The organism is Marinococcus sp. LNSP9103-4 (genome assembly GCF_056034345.1).
Genome location: NZ_JBQLIA010000020.1, coordinates 15,472 through 39,497 on the forward strand (window position 1 = coordinate 15,472; position 24,026 = coordinate 39,497).

The 24,026-nt window shown below is 47.2% G+C and carries 23 protein-coding genes and 1 other annotated feature; all 23 genes read left to right on the plus strand.

The window, feature by feature from the left end:
* Positions 1 to 47 precede the first annotated feature (47 nt).
* Positions 48 to 716 carry an RNA polymerase sporulation sigma factor SigH gene (gene sigH, locus ACTRXG_RS12815; RefSeq protein ID WP_474263619.1) on the plus strand — a complete coding sequence of 223 codons (669 nt, stop codon included), beginning with the start codon at positions 48 to 50 and terminating at the stop codon, positions 714 to 716.
* 351 nt (positions 717 to 1,067) lie between these two features.
* Positions 1,068 to 1,895: an MIP/aquaporin family protein gene (locus ACTRXG_RS12820; protein WP_474263621.1), complete on the plus strand. Its 828-nt coding sequence runs from the start codon at positions 1,068 to 1,070 to the stop codon at positions 1,893 to 1,895.
* 33 nt (positions 1,896 to 1,928) lie between these two features.
* The gene (gene glpK / locus ACTRXG_RS12825; protein ID WP_474285346.1) at positions 1,929 to 3,458 is read left to right on the plus strand and encodes a glycerol kinase GlpK; all 1,530 of its coding nucleotides are present in this window, start codon (positions 1,929 to 1,931) and stop codon (positions 3,456 to 3,458) included.
* 296 nt (positions 3,459 to 3,754) lie between these two features.
* Positions 3,755 to 3,952 (plus strand): preprotein translocase subunit SecE, encoded by a 198-nt coding sequence (gene secE, locus ACTRXG_RS12830; RefSeq protein WP_474263626.1) that lies wholly within the window; start codon positions 3,755 to 3,757, stop codon positions 3,950 to 3,952.
* Between the two features lie 55 nt (positions 3,953 to 4,007).
* On the plus strand, positions 4,008 to 4,541 hold the full coding sequence (gene nusG, locus ACTRXG_RS12835) for a transcription termination/antitermination protein NusG (RefSeq protein WP_091616735.1): 534 nt from the start codon (positions 4,008 to 4,010) through the stop codon (positions 4,539 to 4,541).
* Between the two features lie 179 nt (positions 4,542 to 4,720).
* Positions 4,721 to 5,146 carry a 50S ribosomal protein L11 gene (rplK, locus tag ACTRXG_RS12840; RefSeq protein ID WP_022794455.1) on the plus strand — a complete coding sequence of 142 codons (426 nt, stop codon included), beginning with the start codon at positions 4,721 to 4,723 and terminating at the stop codon, positions 5,144 to 5,146.
* Positions 5,147 to 5,266: 120 nt separating this feature from the next.
* Positions 5,267 to 5,965, plus strand: coding sequence for a 50S ribosomal protein L1 (gene rplA, locus ACTRXG_RS12845; RefSeq protein WP_474263628.1), 699 nt, complete (start codon positions 5,267 to 5,269; stop codon positions 5,963 to 5,965).
* A gap of 100 nt (positions 5,966 to 6,065) precedes the next feature.
* Positions 6,066 to 6,219, plus strand: a sequence feature (ribosomal protein L10 leader region).
* A 43-nt stretch (positions 6,220 to 6,262) separates the two neighbouring features.
* Complete coding sequence (rplJ, locus tag ACTRXG_RS12850; RefSeq protein WP_298788738.1) at positions 6,263 to 6,769, plus strand: 50S ribosomal protein L10; 507 nt, start codon at positions 6,263 to 6,265, stop codon at positions 6,767 to 6,769.
* A gap of 52 nt (positions 6,770 to 6,821) precedes the next feature.
* Positions 6,822 to 7,184 (plus strand): 50S ribosomal protein L7/L12, encoded by a 363-nt coding sequence (rplL, locus tag ACTRXG_RS12855; RefSeq protein ID WP_319630636.1) that lies wholly within the window; start codon positions 6,822 to 6,824, stop codon positions 7,182 to 7,184.
* 105 nt (positions 7,185 to 7,289) lie between these two features.
* Positions 7,290 to 7,886: a class I SAM-dependent methyltransferase gene (locus ACTRXG_RS12860; RefSeq protein WP_474285348.1), complete on the plus strand. Its 597-nt coding sequence runs from the start codon at positions 7,290 to 7,292 to the stop codon at positions 7,884 to 7,886.
* Between the two features lie 573 nt (positions 7,887 to 8,459).
* The gene (gene rpoB / locus ACTRXG_RS12865) at positions 8,460 to 11,999 is read left to right on the plus strand and encodes a DNA-directed RNA polymerase subunit beta (RefSeq protein WP_474263634.1); all 3,540 of its coding nucleotides are present in this window, start codon (positions 8,460 to 8,462) and stop codon (positions 11,997 to 11,999) included.
* A gap of 121 nt (positions 12,000 to 12,120) precedes the next feature.
* Positions 12,121 to 15,738, plus strand: coding sequence for a DNA-directed RNA polymerase subunit beta' (gene rpoC / locus ACTRXG_RS12870; RefSeq protein WP_474282601.1), 3,618 nt, complete (start codon positions 12,121 to 12,123; stop codon positions 15,736 to 15,738).
* 77 nt (positions 15,739 to 15,815) lie between these two features.
* A complete protein-coding gene (locus ACTRXG_RS12875; protein WP_474263638.1) occupies positions 15,816 to 16,067 on the plus strand; it encodes a 50S ribosomal protein L7ae-like protein in 252 nt (83 codons plus the stop codon).
* Positions 16,068 to 16,184: 117 nt separating this feature from the next.
* The gene (gene rpsL / locus ACTRXG_RS12880) at positions 16,185 to 16,604 is read left to right on the plus strand and encodes a 30S ribosomal protein S12 (protein WP_022794463.1); all 420 of its coding nucleotides are present in this window, start codon (positions 16,185 to 16,187) and stop codon (positions 16,602 to 16,604) included.
* Positions 16,605 to 16,643: 39 nt separating this feature from the next.
* Positions 16,644 to 17,114: a 30S ribosomal protein S7 gene (gene rpsG, locus ACTRXG_RS12885; RefSeq protein WP_022794464.1), complete on the plus strand. Its 471-nt coding sequence runs from the start codon at positions 16,644 to 16,646 to the stop codon at positions 17,112 to 17,114.
* Positions 17,115 to 17,165: 51 nt separating this feature from the next.
* Entirely contained in the window at positions 17,166 to 19,244 is a 2,079-nt protein-coding gene (fusA, locus tag ACTRXG_RS12890; RefSeq protein ID WP_322527242.1) for an elongation factor G, read from the plus strand.
* 130 nt (positions 19,245 to 19,374) lie between these two features.
* A complete protein-coding gene (gene tuf, locus ACTRXG_RS12895; protein ID WP_022794466.1) occupies positions 19,375 to 20,565 on the plus strand; it encodes an elongation factor Tu in 1,191 nt (396 codons plus the stop codon).
* A gap of 320 nt (positions 20,566 to 20,885) precedes the next feature.
* Positions 20,886 to 21,197: a 30S ribosomal protein S10 gene (rpsJ, locus tag ACTRXG_RS12900; protein ID WP_027847395.1), complete on the plus strand. Its 312-nt coding sequence runs from the start codon at positions 20,886 to 20,888 to the stop codon at positions 21,195 to 21,197.
* Between the two features lie 43 nt (positions 21,198 to 21,240).
* Positions 21,241 to 21,882, plus strand: coding sequence for a 50S ribosomal protein L3 (gene rplC / locus ACTRXG_RS12905; RefSeq protein ID WP_079475105.1), 642 nt, complete (start codon positions 21,241 to 21,243; stop codon positions 21,880 to 21,882).
* 18 nt (positions 21,883 to 21,900) lie between these two features.
* On the plus strand, positions 21,901 to 22,524 hold the full coding sequence (gene rplD, locus ACTRXG_RS12910) for a 50S ribosomal protein L4 (RefSeq protein ID WP_022794469.1): 624 nt from the start codon (positions 21,901 to 21,903) through the stop codon (positions 22,522 to 22,524).
* Entirely contained in the window at positions 22,524 to 22,811 is a 288-nt protein-coding gene (gene rplW, locus ACTRXG_RS12915; protein ID WP_022794470.1) for a 50S ribosomal protein L23, read from the plus strand. The genes rplD and rplW overlap by 1 nt, the downstream gene beginning before the upstream one ends.
* A gap of 32 nt (positions 22,812 to 22,843) precedes the next feature.
* Positions 22,844 to 23,683 (plus strand): 50S ribosomal protein L2, encoded by an 840-nt coding sequence (rplB, locus tag ACTRXG_RS12920; protein WP_022794471.1) that lies wholly within the window; start codon positions 22,844 to 22,846, stop codon positions 23,681 to 23,683.
* 60 nt (positions 23,684 to 23,743) lie between these two features.
* Positions 23,744 to 24,022 (plus strand): 30S ribosomal protein S19, encoded by a 279-nt coding sequence (gene rpsS / locus ACTRXG_RS12925; RefSeq protein ID WP_022794472.1) that lies wholly within the window; start codon positions 23,744 to 23,746, stop codon positions 24,020 to 24,022.
* The last annotated feature ends 4 nt before the right edge of the window (positions 24,023 to 24,026 follow it).

Sequence of the window (24,026 nt, forward strand, 5' to 3'; positions counted from 1 at the left end):
TATGAACACTCCGATATAATGATTGCTATATTTACACTACTACGCGCATGGGCGGAGGGATTGTATTGAGTACAGACCTCAAGAAACCGGAACAACGTCAAACTACCCGAACCGAAGATGAAATATTGATTGAATTTGCACGTGCAGGCGATAACCAGGCGTTAGAACGACTGATTGAGAAATACCGGCATCTGGTGCGGGCGAAATCGCGATCTTATTTTCTCATCGGGGGAGATTATGAAGATATTATACAAGAAGGAATGATAGGGCTGTACAAAGCTGTACGAGATTTCCGGGGAGACAAACTATCCTCATTCCGTGCCTTTGCTGAGTTGTGTATTACGAGGCAGATCATTACAGCTATAAAGACGGCGACGAGGCAGAAGCATTCGCCGCTGAACTCATATATTTCATTGGATAAACCAGTGTATGAGGAAGACTCGGAACGGCCGCTGCTCGATATTTTAGTAGAGACCCACGCCAAAAGTCCGGAGGATCTGCTGATTATCAGGGAGAAGCAGGAGGATATGGAAACGAAAATTGGCAATGTACTGAGTGAACTCGAACAGCAGGTGCTGCAGCTGTACATCGATGGCCGTTCCTATCAGGAAATGTCCGGACTGCTCGGCAGAAGAAATAAATCAATCGATAATGCGCTTCAGAGAATCAAGCGGAAACTTGAAAATTGTGAAGAGTGGAATGCGTTAATCTCTTGAAAGACGGGGTTTGTAGGCTTTTTGATTTCAGAAAAATCAAAAATAATTATGTGACAAGTTATTGACAGCGTTTTCTCGTAGTGGTAAGCTTTATTTAAGTTAATACGTTAGGTTGAGTATATGAAAGCCGCACACCAGTCATTCCATTGGGATACGTGTGCGGCTTTTTTCAGGCTCGCCCGGTTATTTCCGGTTGTTCATGCTAATTTTTATTCATTATTATGAAAGCGTTTTTCTGGAAAATAACCGGGATTAAAGGTCTGGGTCTTGCGGCGCCGCAACAAATAATAAGACGAACCGCCTAACGTTATGACGATAAGTAAGCTTTAATAAAAAAAGGAGGAAGAAGAAATGTCTGTTTATTTAGCAGAGCTTATCGGTACGATGATTCTTATTATCTTTGGCGGCGGCGTAGTTGCCAATATCAGCCTGAACAAATCAAAAGCTCAGGGCGGAGGCTGGATTGTTGTAGCACTTGGGTGGGGGTTTGCGGTGGCAATGGCAGTTTACGCAGTAGGCCAGTTCTCCGGAGCGCATATTAACCCGGCTGTAACGCTCGGTCTTGCTTCTGTTGGGGAATTCGCATGGGCCCAGGTTCCAGGCTATATTATTGCTCAATTAATTGGTGCTGCACTAGGCGGCGTAGTAGTTTATCTTCACTTTCTCGGTCACTGGAAAGAAACAGATGACCCGAATACAAAGCTCGGGGTATTTTCGACCGATCCGGCTCTTCCAAATAGGTTTAATAACTTCTTAAGTGAATTCATCGGCACAGCCGTCCTTGTCGGCGGTATTTTAGGAATTGGTGCCAACCAGTTTACTGAAGGATTGAACCCGTTAATTGTCGGCTTTCTAATCGTAGCGATCGGTCTTTCACTCGGTGGTACGACAGGATATGCCATCAACCCGGCCCGTGACCTTGGCCCTCGTATTGCGCACGCTTTGCTGCCGATTCCGGGTAAAAGAGATTCCAACTGGTCCTATGCCTGGATTCCAGTTGTAGCTCCGGCTGCGGGCGGTGTGTTCGGTGCAATGGTTTACCGGTCGTTTTTCTTAGGAGAAGGCGCGATGGCATTAATGATTTACTCGGTTGTCGTAGCTGTTTTCCTGGGAAGCCTGTACTACATGGGCAAACGTTCCGAAAAAACAATCATGTCCAACCCTGAAGTTAAAAACTAATACAAATTATATACGAAAGAGGAGATGAGGCGGATGGAGAAGAAATACATTTTAGCAATCGACCAGGGAACGACAAGCTCGCGTGCCATTATTTTTAACAAAGAAGGAGAAATTGTAGGCACTGCGCAAAGAGAATTCAAGCAGTACTTCCCAAAATCCGGCTGGGTGGAACATAACGCCCAGGAAATCTGGACTTCTGTCCTTGCAGTCCTTGCAGAGGTGCTTGGGGAAAATGATATCCAGGCTGAAGAGATTAACGCGATTGGGATCACGAATCAGCGTGAAACAGCGGTTGTATGGGACAAGCACACTGGCCGTCCTGTCTATAACGCCATCGTATGGCAATCAAGGCAGACGATGGATATTTGCAACGAACTGAACGAGCAGGGATACGGAGAAATGTTCCGTAATAAAACCGGTCTCCTGATTGATGCTTATTTCTCAGGAACAAAAGTAAAATGGATTCTCGATAATGTGGAAGGTGCCCGGGAAAAAGCGGATAACGGAGATCTCCTGTTTGGTACCATTGATACGTGGCTCATCTGGAAGCTGTCCGGAGGAAAAGCGCATGTCACGGACTATACCAATGCCGGCCGGACGCTTATGTACAATATTTATGATCTACAGTGGGACGACGAACTGCTTGATGTGCTTAGCGTACCGAAGAGCATGCTGCCGGAAGTGCGTTCTTCTTCCGAAGTGTATGCCAATACAGTGGACTACCACTTCTTTGGTCAGGAAGTTCCTATTGCCGGCGTAGCAGGAGACCAGCACGCTGCCCTGTTTGGCCAGGCATGCTTTGAAAAAGGTATGGCAAAGAACACGTATGGCACCGGCTGCTTTATGCTGATGCATACGGGGGATAAGCCAGTGCCTTCAAATAATGGCCTGCTGACTACTATTGCCTGGGGAATTGACGGTAAAGTTGAATACGCTCTTGAAGGAAGTATTTTCGTAGCCGGATCGGCTATTCAGTGGCTGCGGGATGGTCTTCGGATGTTTACTAACTCTCCGGACAGCCAGAAGTATGCCGAGCGTGTCAATGATACGAACGGTGTATACTTTGTACCGGCATTTGTAGGACTCGGTGCTCCTTATTGGGACAGTGAAGCGCGCGGAGCTATTTTCGGACTCAGCCGCGGAACGGAAAAAGAGCATTTCGTAAGAGCAACCCTTGAGTCGCTTGCGTATCAGACAAAGGACGTTCTCGGCGCAATGGAAACAGACTCTGGTATTGAAGTGAAATCTCTCCGTGTTGACGGCGGCGCTGTTTCAAATGATTTCCTGATGCAGTTCCAAAGTGATATTGTCGGTGTGCCCGTAGAGCGCCCGGCTGTTATTGAAACAACTGCGATGGGAGCAGCATATTTAGCGGGGATCGCTACTGGCTTCTGGAGCAGCAAAGAAGAAGTGAAAAAGCAGTGGAAAAAAGAGAAACAATTTGACCCGCAGATTAATGAAGATACGAGAACAGAACTGTACGAAGGCTGGAAAGAAGCAGTGGACGCTACCAGAGCGTTCAAACCGGGAAAAAAGAAAGCACCAACGCAGTCAGCTAACTAATAATTATGAAGGGACCGGCGCTTACCGCGAGCGCCGGTTTTTATATGCACTTCAATTTCTTCTTGATTATAGTGGGGAAGTTGTTTATGATTGATATTGGTAGAAATATATGTGCACCTAAAGCAAACAGACCGCAGAGCCCTTAGGAGCGGCTGTTTTTTTAATGGTTGAAAACAAGCAGGGCAAAGAAGCCTGGTGGTACATTCGATGCAGAAAAAGATGCAGATACTTTGTTCGTACGAGACCTTATATTAATAATTCTATAACCGTAAACACCGGTTGATGGAGGTGGCTGCATGGCTGGGGGTACGAAAAAAAGCCCTATCCGCTTTCTCAAAGAAGTAGGGCAGGAAATGAAGCGTGTTACATGGCCGACACGCAAAGAGCTAACGAAATATACGATTGTCACGGTACTGACTATCATCTTTTTTGTGATCTATTTTTCCGTTATCGATTTAGGGCTTTCTGAGCTTGTTCGTGTATTTTTAGAGTAGTAATGATTGAACGTTTGGAATAAAGGAGGGAAGGGACTTAGCTCCCACTCTAGATATGGAAAAAAGCTGGTATGTAGTCCATACTTATTCGGGCTATGAAAACAAAGTAAAAACAAACCTGGAAAAACGGGTGGAGTCCATGGGGATGACGGATAAGATTTTCCGTGTACTGGTACCTGTGGAAGAAGAAACGGAAACCAAAAATGGGAAGAGCAAAACAGTCTCCAAAAAGGTTTTCCCGGGATATGTCATTGTTGAAATGGTAATGACAGATGACTCCTGGTACGTAGTCCGCAATACGCCCGGAGTAACCGGGTTTATCGGTTCGACAGGAGCTGGGTCGAAGCCGACGCCGCTGCTGCCGGACGAAGTGGATGCTATTCTCGGTCAGATGGGCGAGAAGGAACCAAAGGCAGAGGTTGATTTTGAACTTAAAGAAGCAGTGAAGGTTACCGAAGGGCCGTTTGCTGATTTCACTGGCACGGTCGAAGAAATTAATGCAGAAAAGCAGAAGGTCAAAGTTTATGTAAACATGTTTGGCCGCGAAACCCCGGTTGAACTGGAGTTTACTCAGGTAGAAAAAATCTAGAGCCGGCTTATTGTTTCCGCCCACTCTTGAATTAGCTATTGCTTATTTTGGCTGCAGGTGATAAAATCATCCTGTTTGGTATTGAAAGATATCACAGCCTAAAGCACATGGTGTTTTAGAATGAGTGGGAGGATACATTGTATCCGGCTACCACATCACGGACGAAGGAGGTGTGTCGCGTGGCTAAAAGAGTCGAGAAGGTTGTTAAACTTCAAATTCCGGCTGGTAAAGCGAACCCGGCACCACCGGTAGGCCCAGCGCTTGGTCAAGCCGGTGTGAATATCATGGGATTCTGTAAAGAATTCAACGCTCGTACACAGGAGCAGACAGGGACAATCATTCCTGTAGAAATCAGTGTCTATGAAGACCGTTCGTTCACTTTTATTACGAAAACTCCGCCAGCTCCTGTACTTCTTAAAGAAGCAGCTGGAGTCAAAGGCGGTTCCGGTGAGCCTAACCGTAACAAAGTCGGTTCAGTAACCCGGGATCAGGTTCGTGAAATTGCTGAAACGAAAATGCAGGATTTGAACGCATCTGACGTTGATTCAGCAATGCGTATGGTTGAAGGAACAGCCCGCAGCATGGGCTTAAACGTTGAAGACTAATTGAAAGATTTGCCTTGCTGAAGGTTGTGTGGACGCCTCTGACGCTTTTGCCGAAGGGACGGCTCGCAACCTTTACTAGTGGGAGGTCTTACCGTTAAACCACAACAAGGAGGAAAAACAATGCCTAAAAGAGGTAAAAAATACCGCGAGGCGGCGCAGCTCATCGACCAGGAGCAGCAGTACAATGCTGAAGAGGCGATTGAGCTTGCGAAGAAAACATCGATCGTAAACTTTGATGCAACGGTAGAAGTGGCGTTTCGTCTTGGAATTGATCCGCGTAAAAACGATCAGCAGATCCGTGGCGCGATTGTACTTCCAAACGGAACAGGAAAAAGCCAGCGCGTGCTTGTTTTTGCTAAGGGCGAAAAAGCTCAGGAAGCAGAAGCAGCCGGCGCTGATTATGTAGGAGAAGAAGATCTGGTGAACCGCGTGCAGCAAGGCTGGTTTGACTTTGATGCAGTAGTAGCCACTCCTGACATGATGGCCCAGGTAGGGAAATTGGGCCGTACCCTCGGACCGAAAGGCCTTATGCCTAACCCGAAAACTGGTACGGTTACAATGGACGTTACAAAAGCTGTTGAAGAAATTAAAGCGGGTAAAGTGGAATACCGTGTCGATAAGTCCGGTAACATCCATGCGCCAATCGGCAAAGTATCCTTTGATACTGCAAGCCTGGTGGAAAACTTCAACACGGTTGCCGAAGCGCTTCAAAAAGCAAAGCCGGCAGCTGCTAAAGGAACGTACATGAGAGGCGTTGCTGTAACGACTTCCATGGGTCCTGGCGTAAAAGTAAGCACTTCGTCGTTGAAATTCGCATAAATTAAACCGTAATACTTTGTTTGCCGGCAGCTCCCGGGCGATCTTGAAAAAGCTCTTGACCCGGGTGCTGCTTCCATTTATACTAAATGACGGATCAGCCAACAATTTTATATTGTTGCCGCAGACAGCAGGAGTGCAAAGCGCTTAAACGTCCTGCCGAGGTACCATTCCTATACATTGAACGCTTTAATGCGTTTTACGGGAGTAGTGTCTTCGTGTCTGCTAATTGGACAGGAAGATTTTTTGTGTCTGCGGTTGCAGGCGGCAAACAATAAAGAATGGCAGGAGGTGGAACGGATGAGCAAAGTAATCGAACAAAAGCAGGCGGTTGTTGATGAAATCGCGGCTAAGCTGAAAGACAGCGTATCGACCGTACTGGTGGATTATCGCGGTCTGGACGTATCGGAAATCACAGAATTGCGTGCGCAGCTTCGTGAAGCAGACGTTGACTTCAAAGTATATAAAAATACAATGGCGCGTCGTGCAGCAGAAGATGTGAATCTGAAGGACGAGTTGAACGATTACCTGGTAGGTCCTACGGCCATTGCGACAAGCAAAGAAGACGCTGTAGCACCTGCGAAAGTGTTGTACAACTTCGCTAAAGATCACGAAGCACTGGAAATCAAAACAGGTGTCATTGAAGGCAGCGTTGTTTCCCAGGAGCAGATCCAGGAATTGGCAAGCCTTCCATCCCACGATGGACTTGTGGCTATGCTGCTTAGCGTTATGCAGGCGCCAATCCGTAACTTCGCACTGGCTACAAAAGCAGTGGCAGAGCAAAAAGAAGAAGAAGAGAGCGCCTAACCAACCGGCGTTTAAATCGGCTTAAATATTAATATTAAGAGGAGGATTATCCATGAGTAATCAAGAAATGATTGATGCGATTAAGGAAATGTCCGTTCTGGAACTGAACGAATTAGTAAAAGCAATTGAAGAAGAATTCGGCGTAACAGCAGCTGCACCAGTAGCAGCTGGCGGTGGCGGCGGTGAAGTCGTTGAGGAAGAGCAAACAGAATTCGACGTAGTACTCGAAAGCGCTGGTTCTTCTAAAATCAACGTCATCAAAGTTGTCCGCGAAATTACCGGCCTCGGCTTGAAAGAAGCTAAAGCATTGGTAGATGGAGCTCCTGACACGTTGAAAGAAGGCGTATCTAAAGAAGACGCTGAAGAAATGAAAGGTCAACTCGAAGAAGCAGGCGCTTCTATCGAATTGAAGTAAGTTTCGTATAAAACTCATCCGCATCTGTGCGGGTGAGTTTTTTGTTGCAATAAACTGTCTGGCCCTGCTATGATAATATTCCAATAATTAGAACGGAGCGATGCTATGAGCGGTGAACAATATTTTCATGCAAATCCAAGCGCGGCGAGCAACGAGAAAGTCATTCATGCAGAGCTTAGGGGAAAAGACTGGTCATTTATTACAGACAGCGGAGTCTTCTCGAAACAAACTGTGGATTTTGGTACGGAGACCCTGCTTGAAACCTTTGAATGGCCGGAGGTAGACGGGGACATCGTGGATGTTGGCTGTGGTTACGGCGTAGTAGGAGTTACTCTCGCCAAAGAAACCACCCGAAGCGTTCTGCTTTTTGATATCAATCAGCGCGCCGTGGAGCTGGCAAAGAAAAATATCCAGCGGTACCAGCTGGATAACGCAGAGGCGGCGGAGAGTGATTTGTTTAGCGCCTATAAAGGCGGAGCGGCAGCAGTTTTAACAAACCCGCCCATCAGGGCCGGAAAGAAAGTAGTACACCGGCTGTTCGAAGAAGCTTATGAAGCACTAAAGCCGGGGGGCGAATGCTGGATTGTCATTCAAAAAAAGCAGGGCGCACCTTCAGCGAAGGAAAAGCTTAATGAGCTTTTTCCGGTCGTGAAAAATGTGAAAAAGAATAAAGGCTATTATATTTTTCGGGCACGTAAATAAATAAAACAGCACCATCAGAAGTTGACGGTGCTGTTTTGATATGGTATTATAATTTAATGCGTATAAGTATCCATACGCGCCAAACTACATGTAATATTCTACTTATTAAATCAGGTGATACCGTAAGAAGTATCATCCATTTCTTTTCTATTTGCCACTTCACGGCTGGGCTGAATCACGGTTACAGCAAGCTTATCCACTACAACGAGAACGTTTGTGCTTTTGATTCCTTCTTATTCTAACACACTCGAATGAGAAATGGGAGAATCGATCGTAATAAGTATTAGGAAAAACAATTCCATTTAAGATAATCAACATAAGTCAGGGAGAAGCGATCAACGTTCTCAAACTGGCTATTCGGTTTGTGAAGCTTTTTTAACGACGAGGTGTGCGCGGGCTGTTCTCTGTGTTCTGATACGCAGGCGTTTTTATCAGAACAGAAAGAGCCGTCCGTCTACATGACGACGCGTCTCTGCATTTATCACTATTTAGCTATATTACCGATAATTGCCTTGGAAAAACGCTTGTTTTTAAAACGGGCGGATATCATGCGAGATTTGAGGGGTGAATCTGTTGTCAAGTCAACTTATTCAATTTGGACGTCACCGCCAGCGGAGAAGCTATGCCCGAATCAATGAAGTATTGGACCTTCCAAACCTCATTGAGATTCAGACGGCTTCTTATCAATGGTTTCTAGATGAAGGTATTCGCGAAATGTTCCAGGACATTTCGCCGATTGAAGATTTTACCGGAAACTTGGTGCTTGAATTCATCGATTACAATTTAGGGGAGCCTAAATATCCGATTGATGAATCAAAAGAACGCGATGCCACATATTCTGCACCGCTCCGGGTCAAGGTTCGCCTGATGAACAAAGAGACCGGCGAAGTAAAAGAGCAGGAAGTATTTATGGGTGATTTCCCGCTTATGACCGACACAGGTACTTTTGTGATAAACGGTGCTGAGCGTGTTATCGTATCCCAGCTCGTACGTTCACCAAGCGTATATTTTAATAATAAAGTGGACAAAAACGGCAAGCGTGGCCACACTGCAACCGTTATTCCAAACCGCGGTGCATGGCTCGAGCTTGAAACAGACGCAAAAGACGTCGTTCACGTTCGTATTGACCGCACGCGGAAAATTCCGGTTACCGTGCTCCTTCGTGCGCTTGGGTTTGGCTCGGATCAGGAGATTATCGATCTTCTGGGTGAAGACCAGTACCTGCGAAATACGCTCGAAAAGGATAACACAGAAGGCAGTGAAAAAGCCCTTCTCGAAATTTATGAACGTCTCCGCCCTGGAGAACCGCCAACGGTGGACAGCGCTAAGAGCTTATTAAACACGCGCTTCTTTGATCCGAAGCGGTACGATCTCGCAAACGTCGGGCGTTATAAAATGAATAAAAAACTTCATATCCAGAATCGTTTATTCAACCAGCGTTTAGCAGAAACGCTTGCTGATCCAGAAACGGGAGAGGTCATTGTTGAAGCGGGTACGATGCTCGACCGCCGGACATTGGACCGTCTGATGCCGTACCTGGAAAACAATCTTGGTTTTAAACGGTACACCGTTTCCGGTGGAGTGGTGGAAGATGCAGATTTGGACGTACAGTCTATTAAGATTTATGCAGATGACGGTCAAGGCGAAGACCGTGAAATTAACGTAATCAGTAACGGAAATATTGATAATGATACGAAGAATATTACTCCTGAAGACATGATTGCTTCGGTTAACTATTTCTTCAACCTTCTTCACGGTGTCGGCCGGACGGATGATATCGACCATCTGGGCAACCGTCGTCTCCGTTCTGTCGGGGAGCTGCTTCAAAATCAATTCCGTATCGGGCTTTCCCGTATGGAACGTGTCGTACGTGAGCGTATGTCCATTCAGGATCCAAGCTCCATTACGCCGCAGGCGCTTATCAATATCCGCCCGGTAATTGCTTCCATTAAAGAGTTTTTCGGAAGCTCGCAGCTTTCCCAGTTTATGGACCAGACAAATCCTCTGGCTGAGCTGACACACAAACGCCGTCTGTCAGCGCTTGGACCGGGCGGTCTTACCCGTGAACGTGCCGGCTTTGAAGTTCGTGACGTGCACTATTCCCACTACGGGCGTATGTGTCCGATCGAAACGCCGGAAGGTCCGAACATCGGTTTGATTAACTCCTTATCAAGCTACGCCAAGGTAAACAAATTCGGCTTCATCGAAACTGCCTACCGTCGTGTAGATCCGGATACGGGAGTGGTCACCGAACAGTGTGACTACCTTACTGCCGATGAAGAAGATAACTACGTAGTCGCCCAGGCGAACGCTTCACTTGCTGAAGACGGCACGTTTGCCGACGATGAAGTTATTGCCCGTTTCCGCGGGGATAACACGATCGTTCCAAAAGAAAAAATTGACTATATGGACGTATCGCCAAAGCAGGCAGTTTCTGCTGCGACAGCGTGCATTCCGTTCCTTGAAAACGATGACTCCAACCGGGCATTGATGGGTGCGAACATGCAGCGTCAGGCAGTACCGCTTCTTGAACCGGAAGCACCTCTTGTAGGTACCGGGATGGAATACGTTTCAGCAAAAGATTCAGGCGCTGCCATTATCGCACGTCACAAAGGCGTGGTTGAGCGGGCGTCCGCACGTGAAATCTGGATCCGCCGCATTGAAAATGTGGATGGAAAAGAAGTCGAAACTGATATCGACAAATACCGTATGATGAAATACGTCCGTTCTAACCAGGGAACAAGCTACAACCAGCGTCCGATCGTAAAAGACGGGGATCGTATAGAAAAAGGCGAAGTACTTGCAGACGGTCCATCGATGGACAATGGGGAAATGGCATTGGGCCGTAACGTATTAACCGCCTTTATGACGTGGGACGGCTATAACTATGAGGACGCCGTTATCCTGAGTGAACGGGTAGTAAAAGACGACGTTTATACTTCCATTCACGTCGATGAATACGAGTCAGAAGCCCGCGATACTAAGCTCGGACCGGAAGAAATCACCCGTGACATTCCAAACGTCGGCGAAGAAGCGCTGAAGGATCTGGATGACCGCGGTATTATCCGTGTCGGTGCGGAAGTGAAGGATGGCGACATTCTTGTCGGGAAAGTAACGCCAAAAGGCATGACAGAGCTTTCCGCAGAGGAACGTCTGCTTCACGCGATCTTTGGGGAAAAAGCCCGTGAAGTACGGGATACTTCGCTTCGTGTTCCCCACGGCGCAGACGGTATTGTACTCGACGTAAAAATCTTTAACCGTGAAGACGGAGATGAACTTCCGCCAGGAGTGAATCAGCTTGTCCGGGTGTACCTCGTGCAGAAGCGTAAGATTCACGAAGGGGATAAAATGGCCGGCCGTCACGGAAACAAAGGTGTTATTTCGCGTATTCTTCCAGAGGAAGATATGCCTTACCTGCCGGACGGAACACCGATTGATCTCATGCTGAACCCTCTCGGGGTGCCTTCTCGTATGAACATCGGACAGGTTCTTGAAATGCACCTCGGCATGGCGGCCCGTTCCCTGAACCTTCACATGGCGACACCGGTGTTTGACGGTGCCCGTGAAGAAGACGTGTGGGAAACCATTCAGGAAGCCGGTCTCGCCCGGGACGGAAAAACCGTATTGTATGACGGGCGTACAGGGGAAACCTTTGACAACCGTATTTCGGTCGGGGTCATGTATATGATCAAGCTTGCCCACATGGTTGACGACAAGCTTCACGCCCGTTCAACCGGGCCTTACTCCCTCGTTACCCAGCAGCCGCTTGGTGGTAAAGCCCAGTTCGGCGGCCAGCGTTTCGGAGAAATGGAAGTATGGGCGCTTGAAGCGTATGGTGCAGCTTATACGCTGCAGGAAATTCTCACAGTGAAATCCGACGACGTTGTCGGTCGTGTGAAGACGTACGAAGCGATTGTTAAAGGGGAAAATGTGCCGGAACCTGGCGTTCCCGAGTCGTTTAAAGTTCTGATTAAAGAGCTTCAAAGCCTTGGGATGGACGTGAAAATGCTTTCGAGCAATGAAGAGGAAATCGAGATGAAAGAACTCGATGATGAAGATGAACAACCCGGAGATAACTTGAATCTTAGACTCGAGTCCTCGGAAAACGCATAAGGTCTCATCGGTAAAATGGAGAACACGGGGTGTCTAATTAAAAGCTTATCAGCTTTTGTAGGCACCTCTTGTCCCTCTTTCAGCCATGCCACCTTTATAGATCGAAAGGGAGGTCGACCTCTTGATAGACGTCAATAACTTTGAATATATGAAAATTGGACTTGCCTCTCCGGAAAAAATTCGTTCCTGGACACACGGCGAAGTGAAAAAGCCAGAAACGATCAATTACCGGACGTTAAAACCGGAAAAAGACGGGCTGTTCTGCGAACGTATTTTTGGTCCGACAAAAGACTGGGAATGCCACTGCGGCAAATACAAGCGTATTCGCTATAAAGGCGTAGTCTGTGACAGATGCGGAGTGGAAGTTACTCGTTCGAAAGTGCGCCGGGAACGCATGGGCCACATCGAGCTTGCAGCTCCGGTATCTCATATTTGGTACTTTAAAGGTATTCCGAGCCGTATGGGACTTGTTCTTGATATGTCCCCGCGCTCGCTCGAAGAAGTTATTTATTTTGCTTCTTATACAGTAACGGAGCCAGGGGAGACGCCGCTTGAATACAAGCAGCTGCTTTCCGAACGAGAGTACCGTGCATATTACGATAAGTACGGCAAAACCTTCTCTGCTCAAATGGGTGCAGAAGCCATCCGCAAGCTTCTTCAGGATATTGACCTTGAAAAAGAAGTGCACGGCCTAAAAGGTGAACTCGAAACAGCACAGGGACAGCGCCGCACTCGCGCGATCAAGCGTCTGGAAGTACTTGAAGCGTTCCGTCACTCTGGCAACCATCCAGCATGGATGATTCTCGACGTGCTCCCGGTTGTTCCTCCGGAAATACGTCCAATGGTTCAGCTTGATGGCGGCCGGTTTGCAACCTCTGATCTGAACGATCTGTACCGTCGTGTGATTAACCGGAACAATCGTTTGAAGCGTCTTCTTGATCTGGGAGCACCGAGCATCATCGTACAAAACGAAAAACGGATGCTTCAGGAAGCTGTCGACGCCCTGATCGACAACGGGCGCCGCGGCCGTCCAGTTACCGGTCCCGGAAATCGTCCGCTAAAATCTCTTTCTCACATGCTTAAAGGGAAGCAGGGACGTTTCCGTCAGAACCTTCTCGGTAAACGTGTTGACTATTCTGGTCGTTCTGTTATCGTGGTCGGGCCAAGCCTGAAAATGTATCAGTGCGGGCTTCCTAAAGAAATGGCTCTTGAGCTCTTCAAGCCGTTTGTAATGAAAGAACTCGTGAACCGGAGTCTGGCACACAACATTAAGAGCGCAAAGCGGAAAGTAGAACGCGTGCATCCGGAAGTGTGGGATGTGCTTGAAGACGTTATCCGCGAACATCCGGTTCTTTTAAACCGTGCTCCAACGCTTCACCGCCTTGGTATTCAGGCGTTTGAACCGACGCTGGTCGAAGGGCGCGCCATCAAGCTTCACCCGCTCGTATGTACAGCGTATAACGCCGACTTTGACGGAGACCAGATGGCTGTACACGTGCCGCTTTCGGCAGAAGCGCAGGCAGAAGCCCGGGTGCTCATGCTTGCAGCGCAGAACATCCTGAACCCTAAGGATGGCAAGCCGGTTGTTACACCTTCCCAGGACATGGTGCTTGGAAACTATTACCTGACACTTGAGCGTGAAAATGCGATGGGTGAAGGTTCTACCTTTAACGATATAAAAGAAGTGCTCACTGCCTACCAAAACGGCTATGTGCATCTGCATACCCGGATTGCTCTGCCTGTCCGTGCGTTAAATAAAACGAATTTCAGTGAAGAAGAGATGAGCAAGCTCGTCTTAACGACACCAGGAAAGCTCATTTTCAATGAAATTCTGCCGACATCGTTCCCTTACGTGAACGAGCCGACAGCATTGAACCTTGAACAGGAGCTCCCGGAAAAATATGTAGTACCGAGCACAACAGATGTAAAAGAAGAATTTAAAAACCGCGAACTCATACAGCCATTTAAAAAAGGCTTCCTGGGGGATATCATCGCAGCGGTATTTAAGAACTTCCAGATCATCGAAACGTCGAAAATGCTTGACCGTATGAAGGATCTTGGCTTCCATTACTCTACAAAAGCAGGTATTACTGTTGGTATTTCGGATATTGTTGTACTTCCGGATAAGCAGGACGTGCTGACGGATTCCGAGGAACAGGTTTCGCGGGTAATGAAACAGTTCCGACGCGGTTTGATTACCGAAGAAGAGCGCTACGATAAAATTATCAGTATTTGGGGCAGCGCCAAAGACGTCATTCAGGAAAAACTTATGGGTACGCTTGATATAAGAAACCCTATCTTTATGATGAGTGACTCCGGTGCCCGTGGTAACGCATCGAACTTTACCCAGCTTGCAGGTATGCGCGGACTGATGGCCAATCCATCCGGACGAATCATCGAGCTTCCGATTAAATCAAGTTTCCGTGAAGGACTTACTGTACTTGAATACTTTATTTCCACGCACGGTGCGCGTAAAGGTCTTGCCGACACAGCGCTTAAAACTGCCGACTCGGGTTATCTGACCCGTCGTCTTGTGGACGTGGCCCAGGACGTTATCATCCGTGAGGATGACTGTGGTACTGACCGCGGACTTGCGGTAGCAACGCTTCGTGAAGGTAACGAAATCATTGAAAAACTTCAGGACCGCCTTATCGGCCGTGTAGCCTTTGAAACAGTGCGTCATCCTGAAACGAACGAAGTACTGGCTCAAAAAGGCGAGCTTCTGAATGAAGATTCGGCCCGTATTATTGAAGAAGCCGGCGTCGAAAAAGTCGTTATCCGCTCTGTCTTTACGTGCGATACGCATCACGGCGTCTGCAAAAAATGCTACGGCCGTAACCTTGCTACAGGAGCCGACGTTGAAGTGGGCGAAGCAGTAGGAATCATTGCTGCCCAGTCTATCGGTGAACCGGGTACGCAGCTTACAATGCGTACGTTCCACACAGGCGGGGTAGCCGGGGATGACATTACCCAGGGTCTTCCTCGTATCCAGGAGCTTGTTGAAGCCCGTAATCCGAAAGGTCAGGCTGTCATTTCTGAACTCTCCGGCGAAATTGTCGATGTGAAAGATCTGACGGATAAAAAAGAAGTTACGGTGCAGGGCGCGCTTGAAAGCCGCTCCTATACAACTCCTTATGGTGCCCGTCTCCGCATAGGAGTAGGAGATCAGGTGGAAGTCGGCCAGGCTCTTACTGAAGGTTCGATCGATCCGAAAGAACTGTTGAAAGTAACCGGACTCGACCAGGTACAGCAGTATCTTCTGAAAGAAGTTCAGAAGGTATACAGCATGCAGGGCGTTGAAATTGGCGACAAGCACATTGAAGTAATGGTCCGTCAAATGTTCCGTAAAATCCGGATTACTGATTCCGGTAATACAGATGCTCTGCCTGGCAGTCTGGTGGAAGTGCATGCGTTTGAAAAAGCAAACCGTGAAGCACTTCAAAAACACCATCAGCCAGCCGTCGGTCAGCCGGTCATTCTTGGTATTACGAAAGCATCGCTTGAAACAGACTCCTTCCTTTCGGCCGCTTCGTTCCAGGAAACGACAAGAATTCTTACGGACGCAGCTATTCGCGGCAAACGCGACGAGCTTTTAGGTCTGAAAGAAAACGTTATTATCGGGAAACTGGTTCCGGCCGGTACAGGCATGCAGCGTTACCGCAGCCTCGAACAGGTTCTCCCGGAAGAAGCTGTTCAGGAAATGCAGGAATCGGGCGAAGAAGTATATTCGTCGGAATGAAATAGTGTTGACATCGCAAAAACGCGGTGATATGCTATCTAAGGTGCGTTAAGCTCCTGTGCTTTGGAGGATGAATGATGTCTTATGAAAAAGTAACACAGGCTGACGAAGTTTTAATTGGAACTAAACAAACGCTTAAAGCGATTGAACATGGCACAGCTTCCGAAATCATTGTGGCAGAAGATGCCGCTGTAGAAATTCAGCAGCGTATTCTTAAAGCTGCAAATGAAAGCAGTGTTTCCATCCAGTTTGTCGATTCGATGAAAAAACTTGGAAAAGCTTGCGGAATTGATGTAGGAGCGGCTACGATCGCTTTAAAAAAGCAATAACGAGTTTTTGCTGGTGGGATTTCGGATCTCATCGGCAAAAACTTTCATTTTGCTTATCAATGAACCACCTGGAACGGTGGTCTTGAAATAACTTAGTCGGAAAGGAGGAAAACAACTATGCCAACTATTAATCAGCTGGTTCGTAAAGGCCGTCAGATGAAGACTAAAAAGACTGACTCTCCGGCATTGAACCGAGGTTACAATAGCTTGCGTAAAGTCCCAACAGATCAAAATGCTCCGCAGAAACGTGGTGTATGTACTCGTGTAGGCACACTTACCCCGAAGAAACCAAACTCGGCTCTTCGTAAGTACGCACGTGTGCGCCTGACTAACCAAATCGAGGTTACAGCATACATTCCTGGTATTGGTCACAATCTCCAGGAGCACAGCGTAGTATTGATCCGTGGAGGCCGTGTTAAGGACCTTCCTGGTGTGCGTTATCACGTTGTTCGTGGTGCTCTTGATACTGCCGGTGTACAAAACCGTATGCAAAGCCGTTCCAAATACGGAACCAAGCGCGGGAAGAAAAAGAAATAATAACAGCTCGTTCATAATATAAAGAAAGGAGGAGGATTTATGTCTCGTAAAGGACCAGCACCACGCCGTGATGTTCTGCCTGATCCTATTTATAACTCCAAGCTTGTTACACGCATGATCAACCGTGTAATGAATGATGGTAAAAAAGGAAAAGCGCAAAATATCCTATACAGAGCATTTAACCTCGTGCAGGAGCGTTCCGGTCAGGAGCCGATGGAAGTTTTTGATCAGGCTATGAAAAACGTTATGCCTGTATTGGAAGTAAAAGCCCGCCGTGTAGGGGGAGCTAACTATCAGGTTCCAATTGAAGTTAAACCAGACCGTCGTACGACTCTGGCACTTCGTTGGATCGTGAGCTACGCTCGTCTTCGTGGAGAAAAAACCATGGAAGAGCGTCTTGCAAATGAAATTCTTGATGCTTCCAACAACACAGGATCTGCTGTTAAGCGTCGTGAAGATACTCATCGTATGGCTGAAGCAAACAAAGCGTTTGCTCACTACCGCTGGTAAGCACTACCGCGGAAAATACTACTTTGATGAATGGAAGGAGAAAGAAAGTCCATGGCACGTGAATTCTCCTTGGAAAAAACCCGTAATATTGGAATCATGGCTCACATTGATGCTGGTAAAACGACAGCAACAGAGCGTATCCTTTATTACACGGGTCGTATCCATAAAATTGGTGAAACCCATGAAGGTGCTTCTCAAATGGACTGGATGTCGCAGGAACAAGAGCGTGGTATTACTATCACCTCCGCTGCGACGACAGCCCAATGGAAAAACCACCGTATCAATATCATCGACACTCCTGGCCACGTAGACTTTACCGTAGAGGTAGAGCGTTCCCTGCGTGTACTTGACGGAGCTGTTGCTGTATTGGATGCGCAGTCCGGCGTGGAGCCGCAGACAGAAACTGTATGGCGCCAGGCAACTACCTACCATGTTCCACGTATTGTTTTCGTTAACAAAATGGACAAGGTAGGCGCGGATTTTGTTTATTCCTTAAGCACACTGACAGAGCGTCTCGGCGCGAATGCTCAGGCAATTCAGCTTCCGATCGGTGCTGAGGATGATTTTGAAGGAATTATTGATCTTATCGAAATGCAGGCTTACTACTACCTTGATGATCTCGGAACCCGTGCGGAAGCGCGTGAAATTCCGGAAGAGTATCAGGCACAGGCACAGGAGTACCGCCAGAAGCTGGTGGAAGCTGTATCAGAACTCGATGAAGATCTTATGATGAAATACCTTGAAGAAGAAGAAATCACAAATGAAGAACTCAAACTGGCAATCCGTAAAGGAACACTGAACGTTGAGTTTTATCCAGTACTTTGTGGTTCTGCCTTTAAAAACAAAGGCGTTCAGCTTATGATCGACGCTGTTCTCGACTATCTTCCATCTCCATTGGATGTTCCTGCTATTAAAGGTAAATATCCGGATTCGGAAGAAGAGGAAGAGCGCCCGGCAGACGACAACGGGAAGTTCTCTGCACTGGCCTTCAAAGTGGCCACAGACCCTTATGTCGGTAAGCTGACTTTCTTCCGTGTATATTCTGGTACACTCAGTTCCGGGTCGTACGTCAAAAACTCCACGAAAGATAAACGTGAGCGCGTCGGCCGTATTCTTCAAATGCACGCAAACTCCCGTGAAGAAATTTCAACGGTATATGCCGGTGATATTGCAGCGGGCGTCGGTTTGAAAGATACGAGCACCGGTGACACACTTGTGGCAGAAAAAGACAACATCGTGCTTGAATCGATGGACTTCCCTGAACCGGTTATTTCCCTTTCTGTAGAGCCGAAGTCGAAAGCGGACCATGACAAAATGAGTATCGCTCTCGGAAAGCTTGCAGAAGAGGATCCGACCTTCCAGACAGAAACAGACGAAGAAACCGGACAAACGATCATCAAAGGTATGGGTGAGCTTCACCTTGACATTATCGTTGACCGTTTAAAACGGGAATTCAAAGTAGAAGCGACTGTAGGTGCCCCTCAGGTATCCTATCGTGAAACAATCCGCCAGGAAGCTAACTGCGAAGGTAAATTCGTACGTCAGTCCGGTGGACGCGGTCAGTACGGACACGTTTGGGTGAAATTTGAGCCAAACGAAGAAGGCGCCGGCTTTGAATTTGTAAACAAAATCGTCGGTGGTGTGGTACCTCGTGAGTATGTACCTTCCGTGCAGTCCGGTATTGAAGAGTCCCTTCAAAGCGGTATGCTCGCCGGTTATCCGGTTATCGACGTAAAAGCTACTCTTTTTGACGGTTCCTATCACGATGTCGACTCTAACGAGATGGCATTTAAAGTTGCGGCTTCCATGGCTCTGCGTGAAGCAAAGCAAAAATGTAAGCCGGTACTGCTTGAACCGTTAATGAAAGTAGATATCGTGGTTCCAGAAGAATACATGGGCGACGTTATGGGTGATGTAACATCCCGCCGTGGCCGTGTAGACGGTATGGAAGCACGAGGCAACTCTCAGGTTATCCGGTCATTTGTACCGCTTGCTGAGATGTTTGGGTACGCCACGACTCTTCGTTCCAACACGCAGGGCCGCGGAACGTATTCCATGTTCTTCGATCATTACGAAGAAGTGCCAAAAAGTGTTTCTGAAGATGTTATCAAGCAGGCAACAGGACAGTAAAAATCCGGCAGCTTGATGATTGTATGCATGACGGATTTATTGTAAGCTAAGGTAGGGCGTTTACTGATAGCAGCGCCCGCCTGGCTGCTATACAACATTAATTACCTGAAATAAAGGGAGGACAATTATAATGGCAAAAGAAAAATTCGACCGTTCGAAAACGCATGCGAACATTGGTACTATCGGTCACGTTGACCATGGTAAAACAACTTTGACTGCTGCGATCACAACGGTACTTCACAAAAAATATTCCCGCGGAACGGCTATGGCTTATGACGCAATCGACGGTGCACCTGAAGAGCGTGAGCGTGGAATCACGATCTCCACTGCACACGTTGAGTATGAAACTGATTCCCGTCACTATGCACACGTTGACTGCCCAGGTCACGCTGACTATGTTAAAAACATGATCACTGGTGCAGCTCAAATGGACGGAGCGATTCTCGTTGTGTCCGCAGCTGACGGCCCAATGCCTCAGACTCGTGAGCACATCCTACTTTCCCGTCAGGTTGGTGTACCATCCATCGTTGTTTTCTTGAACAAAGTTGACATGGTAGACGACGAAGAGCTTCTCGAACTCGTAGAAATGGAAGTTCGTGACCTCTTATCCGAATACGACTTCCCTGGTGACGATGTACCAATCATCAGCGGTTCTGCTCTGAAAGCCCTCGAAGGCGACGAAGAGTATGAAAACAAAATTCTTGAACTGATGGAAGCTGTAGACAACTACATTCCAACTCCAGACCGTGACAAAGACAAGCCATTCATGATGCCTGTAGAGGACGTATTCTCTATCACAGGCCGTGGTACAGTTGCAACTGGCCGTGTTGAACGTGGCGTTCTTAACGTTGGGGACGAAATTGAAATCATCGGTATCGATGAAGACTCCCGCAAATCCACGGTTACTGGTGTAGAAATGTTCCGTAAGCTTCTTGACTATGCAGAAGCTGGCGACAACATTGGTGCGCTTCTCCGTGGTGTGTCCCGTGATGACATCAAACGTGGCCAGGTTCTTGCAAAGCCAGGTTCGATTACTCCACACACTAACTTCAAAGCAGAAGTTTATGTACTTTCCAAAGACGAAGGTGGACGTCATACTCCATTCTTCTCTAACTACCGCCCACAGTTCTACTTCCGTACTACGGACGTAACTGGTATCATCCAACTGCCTGAAGGCGTTGAGATGGTAATGCCTGGCGATAACGTAGAAATGACAGTTGAGCTCATCAACCCAATCGCTATCGAAGAAGGAACTAAGTTCTCTATTCGTGAAGGCGGCCGTACAGTTGGCGCCGGCGTTGTTTCTACTATCCAAAAATAATCACCCGATTATTCTCCTCTAATGCTGAAAAGCATTAGAGGTTTTTTTATTTCTTCCATATTAATTAAAGCTCTTAAAGATAAAAGGGAAAAAGGGGGGACACACCGAGATTTTTTTGAAAAACCCCTTGCGTAAAAGGCGAACGATCACTATAATAGATGAAGTGTGACCATGGGAGACATAGAAATACTTCTATATCCACCCACGGTCAGGCGATGATGCGGAAGGTTGCTGACACACCCGGGTCCATTGCCATGACCAGGTGTGAGGAAATTTTCGCGGAGTATGTCTGTAAAATCGGACGAGAAGGAGGGCTTTTAATGGCAGCTAATGAAAAAATTCGTATTCGTTTAAAAGCGTATGATCACAGAGTGTTGGATCAATCCGCTGAAAAGATTGTAGACACGGCAAAACGTTCTGGTGCAGGTGTTTCTGGACCGATTCCATTGCCAACAGAGAAATCTGTTTATACAATTCTTCGTGCTACGCACAAATTTAAAGATGCTCGTGAGCAATTTGAAATGCGTACACATAAACGTTTAATCGACATTTTAACGCCAACGCCACAAACGGTAGATTCGCTTATGCGTTTAGATCTACCATCGGGTGTAGACATCGAAATCAAATTATAATAACAAATATATGAAAATCAAAATTTATTAGGAGGTGTGACTCATGGCCAAAGGAATCTTGGGTAAAAAACTCGGCATGACGCAATTGTTTAAAGAAAACGGCGAACTGCTTCCAGTTACGGTCATTGAAGCAGAACCAAACGTTGTGCTTCAAAAGAAAACTACTGAGTCCGATGGATACGAAGCTATTCAGCTAGGTTTTCACGACAAAAAAGAAGCACGCGCAATCAAACCGGAAAAAGGACATGCTGAGAAAGCAAACACGACCCCCAAGCGCTTCGTTAGAGAAATCCGCGGGACAAACCCAGAGGATTACGAGGTTGGTCAAGAGGTCAGTGTAGCAACATTTGCAGAAGGAGATATCGTAGACGTCACTGGGAAATCCAAAGGGAAAGGGTTCCAGGGTGCTATCAAGCGCCATAACCAATCCCGCGGACCAATGACGCACGGCTCCCGTTTCCACCGTGCCCCTGGTGCGATGGGCGTTATCGACCCTAACCACGTATTGAAAGGCAAAAAGCTCCCTGGACGTATGGGTAACAACACGGTTACAGTACAAAACCTGGAGATTGTTAAAGTAGATACCGAGCGCAACGTGCTTTTAGTTAAAGGCAATGTTCCTGGTGCGAAACGCAGCTACGTAACAGTACAGAACGCTGTGAAAGCAAACACTGAAAAAGCATAATAGAAAGGAGGGCGCAAGATGCCAACAGTAGATTTACTAAACCAAACCGGTTCCCGCGTAGGAGATATCGAATTAGCAGACACTGTCTTCGGTATTGAACCAAATGAGCACGTCCTGTATGACGCAGTAATCATGCAGCAAGCATCGTTACGACAAGGAACGCACAAAGTGAAAAACCGTTCCGAACGCCGCGGTGGCGGACGCAAGCCATGGCGCCAAAAAGGCACAGGCAGGGCCCGTCAAGGTTCCATCCGTTCCCCGCAATGGGTGAAAGGTGGTATCGTGTTCGGTCCGACGCCAAGGTCTTACGGCTATAAGCTTCCGAAAAAAGTTCGCCGTCTGGCTATCAAATCAGCACTCGCAAGCAAAGCACAGGAAAATGATCTTGTCGTGCTTGATGAGCTGAAGTTTGATGCTCCGAAAACGAAAGAGATGGTTAAAGTACTTTCTTCTCTTTCCATTGATACGAAGGTATTGATTGTTACCGGCAACGACGATGAAACAGTCGGTCTGTCTGCACGCAATCTTCCTAACGTAACATTCCTCACGGCAAGCAGTGTAAACGTCCTGGACGTTGTGAAACATGACAAATTGGTTATGACACAGGACGCCGTGAAGAAAGTAGAGGAGGTGTTCGCATAATGGAAGCACGTGACCTAATTAAAAAACCCGTTATTACAGAACGCTCCGCTGACTTGATGGACGAAAAGAAATACACGTTTGAAGTAGACGTGAAAGCTAATAAATTCCAAATCAAAAACGCGGTTGAAGAAATCTTTGATGTTCAGGTAGAGAAAGTAAATACAATGAACAAAAAAGGTAAATTCCGTCGTTTTGGCCGTCATGAAGGGTACAAACCCAACCGTAAAAAAGCGATCGTGACGCTTACAGCAGATAGCGAAGATATTGAATTCTTCGAAGGTGCTTAATTAACAAATAGATACGAAGGAGGGTAATGAGCATGGCTATCCAAAAGTATAAACCGACCACAAACGGCCGCCGTCACATGTCGGTAAACAAGCACAGCGAAGTCACTTCAGAAACACCAGAACGTTCGCTGCTTGAACCGCTTCACAAAAAAGGCGGTCGTAATAACCAGGGTCGTATGACCAGTCGTCACCAGGGCGGCGGGCATAAACGTCAATACCGTGTTATTGACTTTAAACGTAATAAAAACGACGTACCAGGTAAAGTTGCTGAGATCGAGTATGATCCAAACCGTTCAGCAAATATCGCGCTTATCAACTACGTTGATGGTGAAAAACGGTACATCCTTGCTCCAAAAGGGTTGAAAATCGGCCAGGAAATCATGGCTGGTTCGAGTGCAGATATCAAACTTGGTAACGCATTGGACCTTCGTGATATTCCGGTAGGTACTGTTATTCATAACATCGAATTGAAGCCGGGCCGCGGCGGACAGCTCGTTCGTTCCGCTGGAGCAGAAGCCCAGGTTCTTGGTAAAGAAGGCAAGTACGTACTCGTGCGTCTTCGTTCCGGTGAAACCCGTCTAATCCTCGCTTCCTGCCGTGCAACTGTCGGTCAGGTTGGAAACGTAGAGCATGAACTGGTGAACATCGGTAAAGCCGGACGTTCCCGTTGGTTAAACAAACGTCCACACGTTCGTGGTTCCGCAATGAACCCTAGCGATCACCCACACGGTGGTGGTGAAGGCCGTGCGCCAATCGGACGCGTTGCACCTGTATCCCCTTGGGGTCAGCCTGCAGTTGGCTATAAAACAAGAAAACGCAATAAAGATTCCAATAAATATATCGTGCGTGGCCGTCGCCGTAAGAAAAAATAATAAAAAGATGAAGCTGCGGTTCTCCGGAATCGCAGGTTAATCGCGAAAGGAGGTTCTCTCATGGGTCGTAGTTTAAAAAAAGGACCTTTCGTCGACTTGCACTTGATGAATAAAATCGAGAGACTAAACGATTCGAACAATAAAGAAGTTATTCGTACCTGGTCACGCCGTTCCACAGTATTCCCGGAATTTGTCGGCCATACGATTGCAGTGTACGACGGACGCAAGCACGTACCTGTTTATGTATCTGAAGATATGGTAGGCCATAAGCTTGGTGAATTCGCACCAACTAGAACGTTTAAAGGCCATAAAAATGACGATAGAAAAACGAAAAGATAAGACC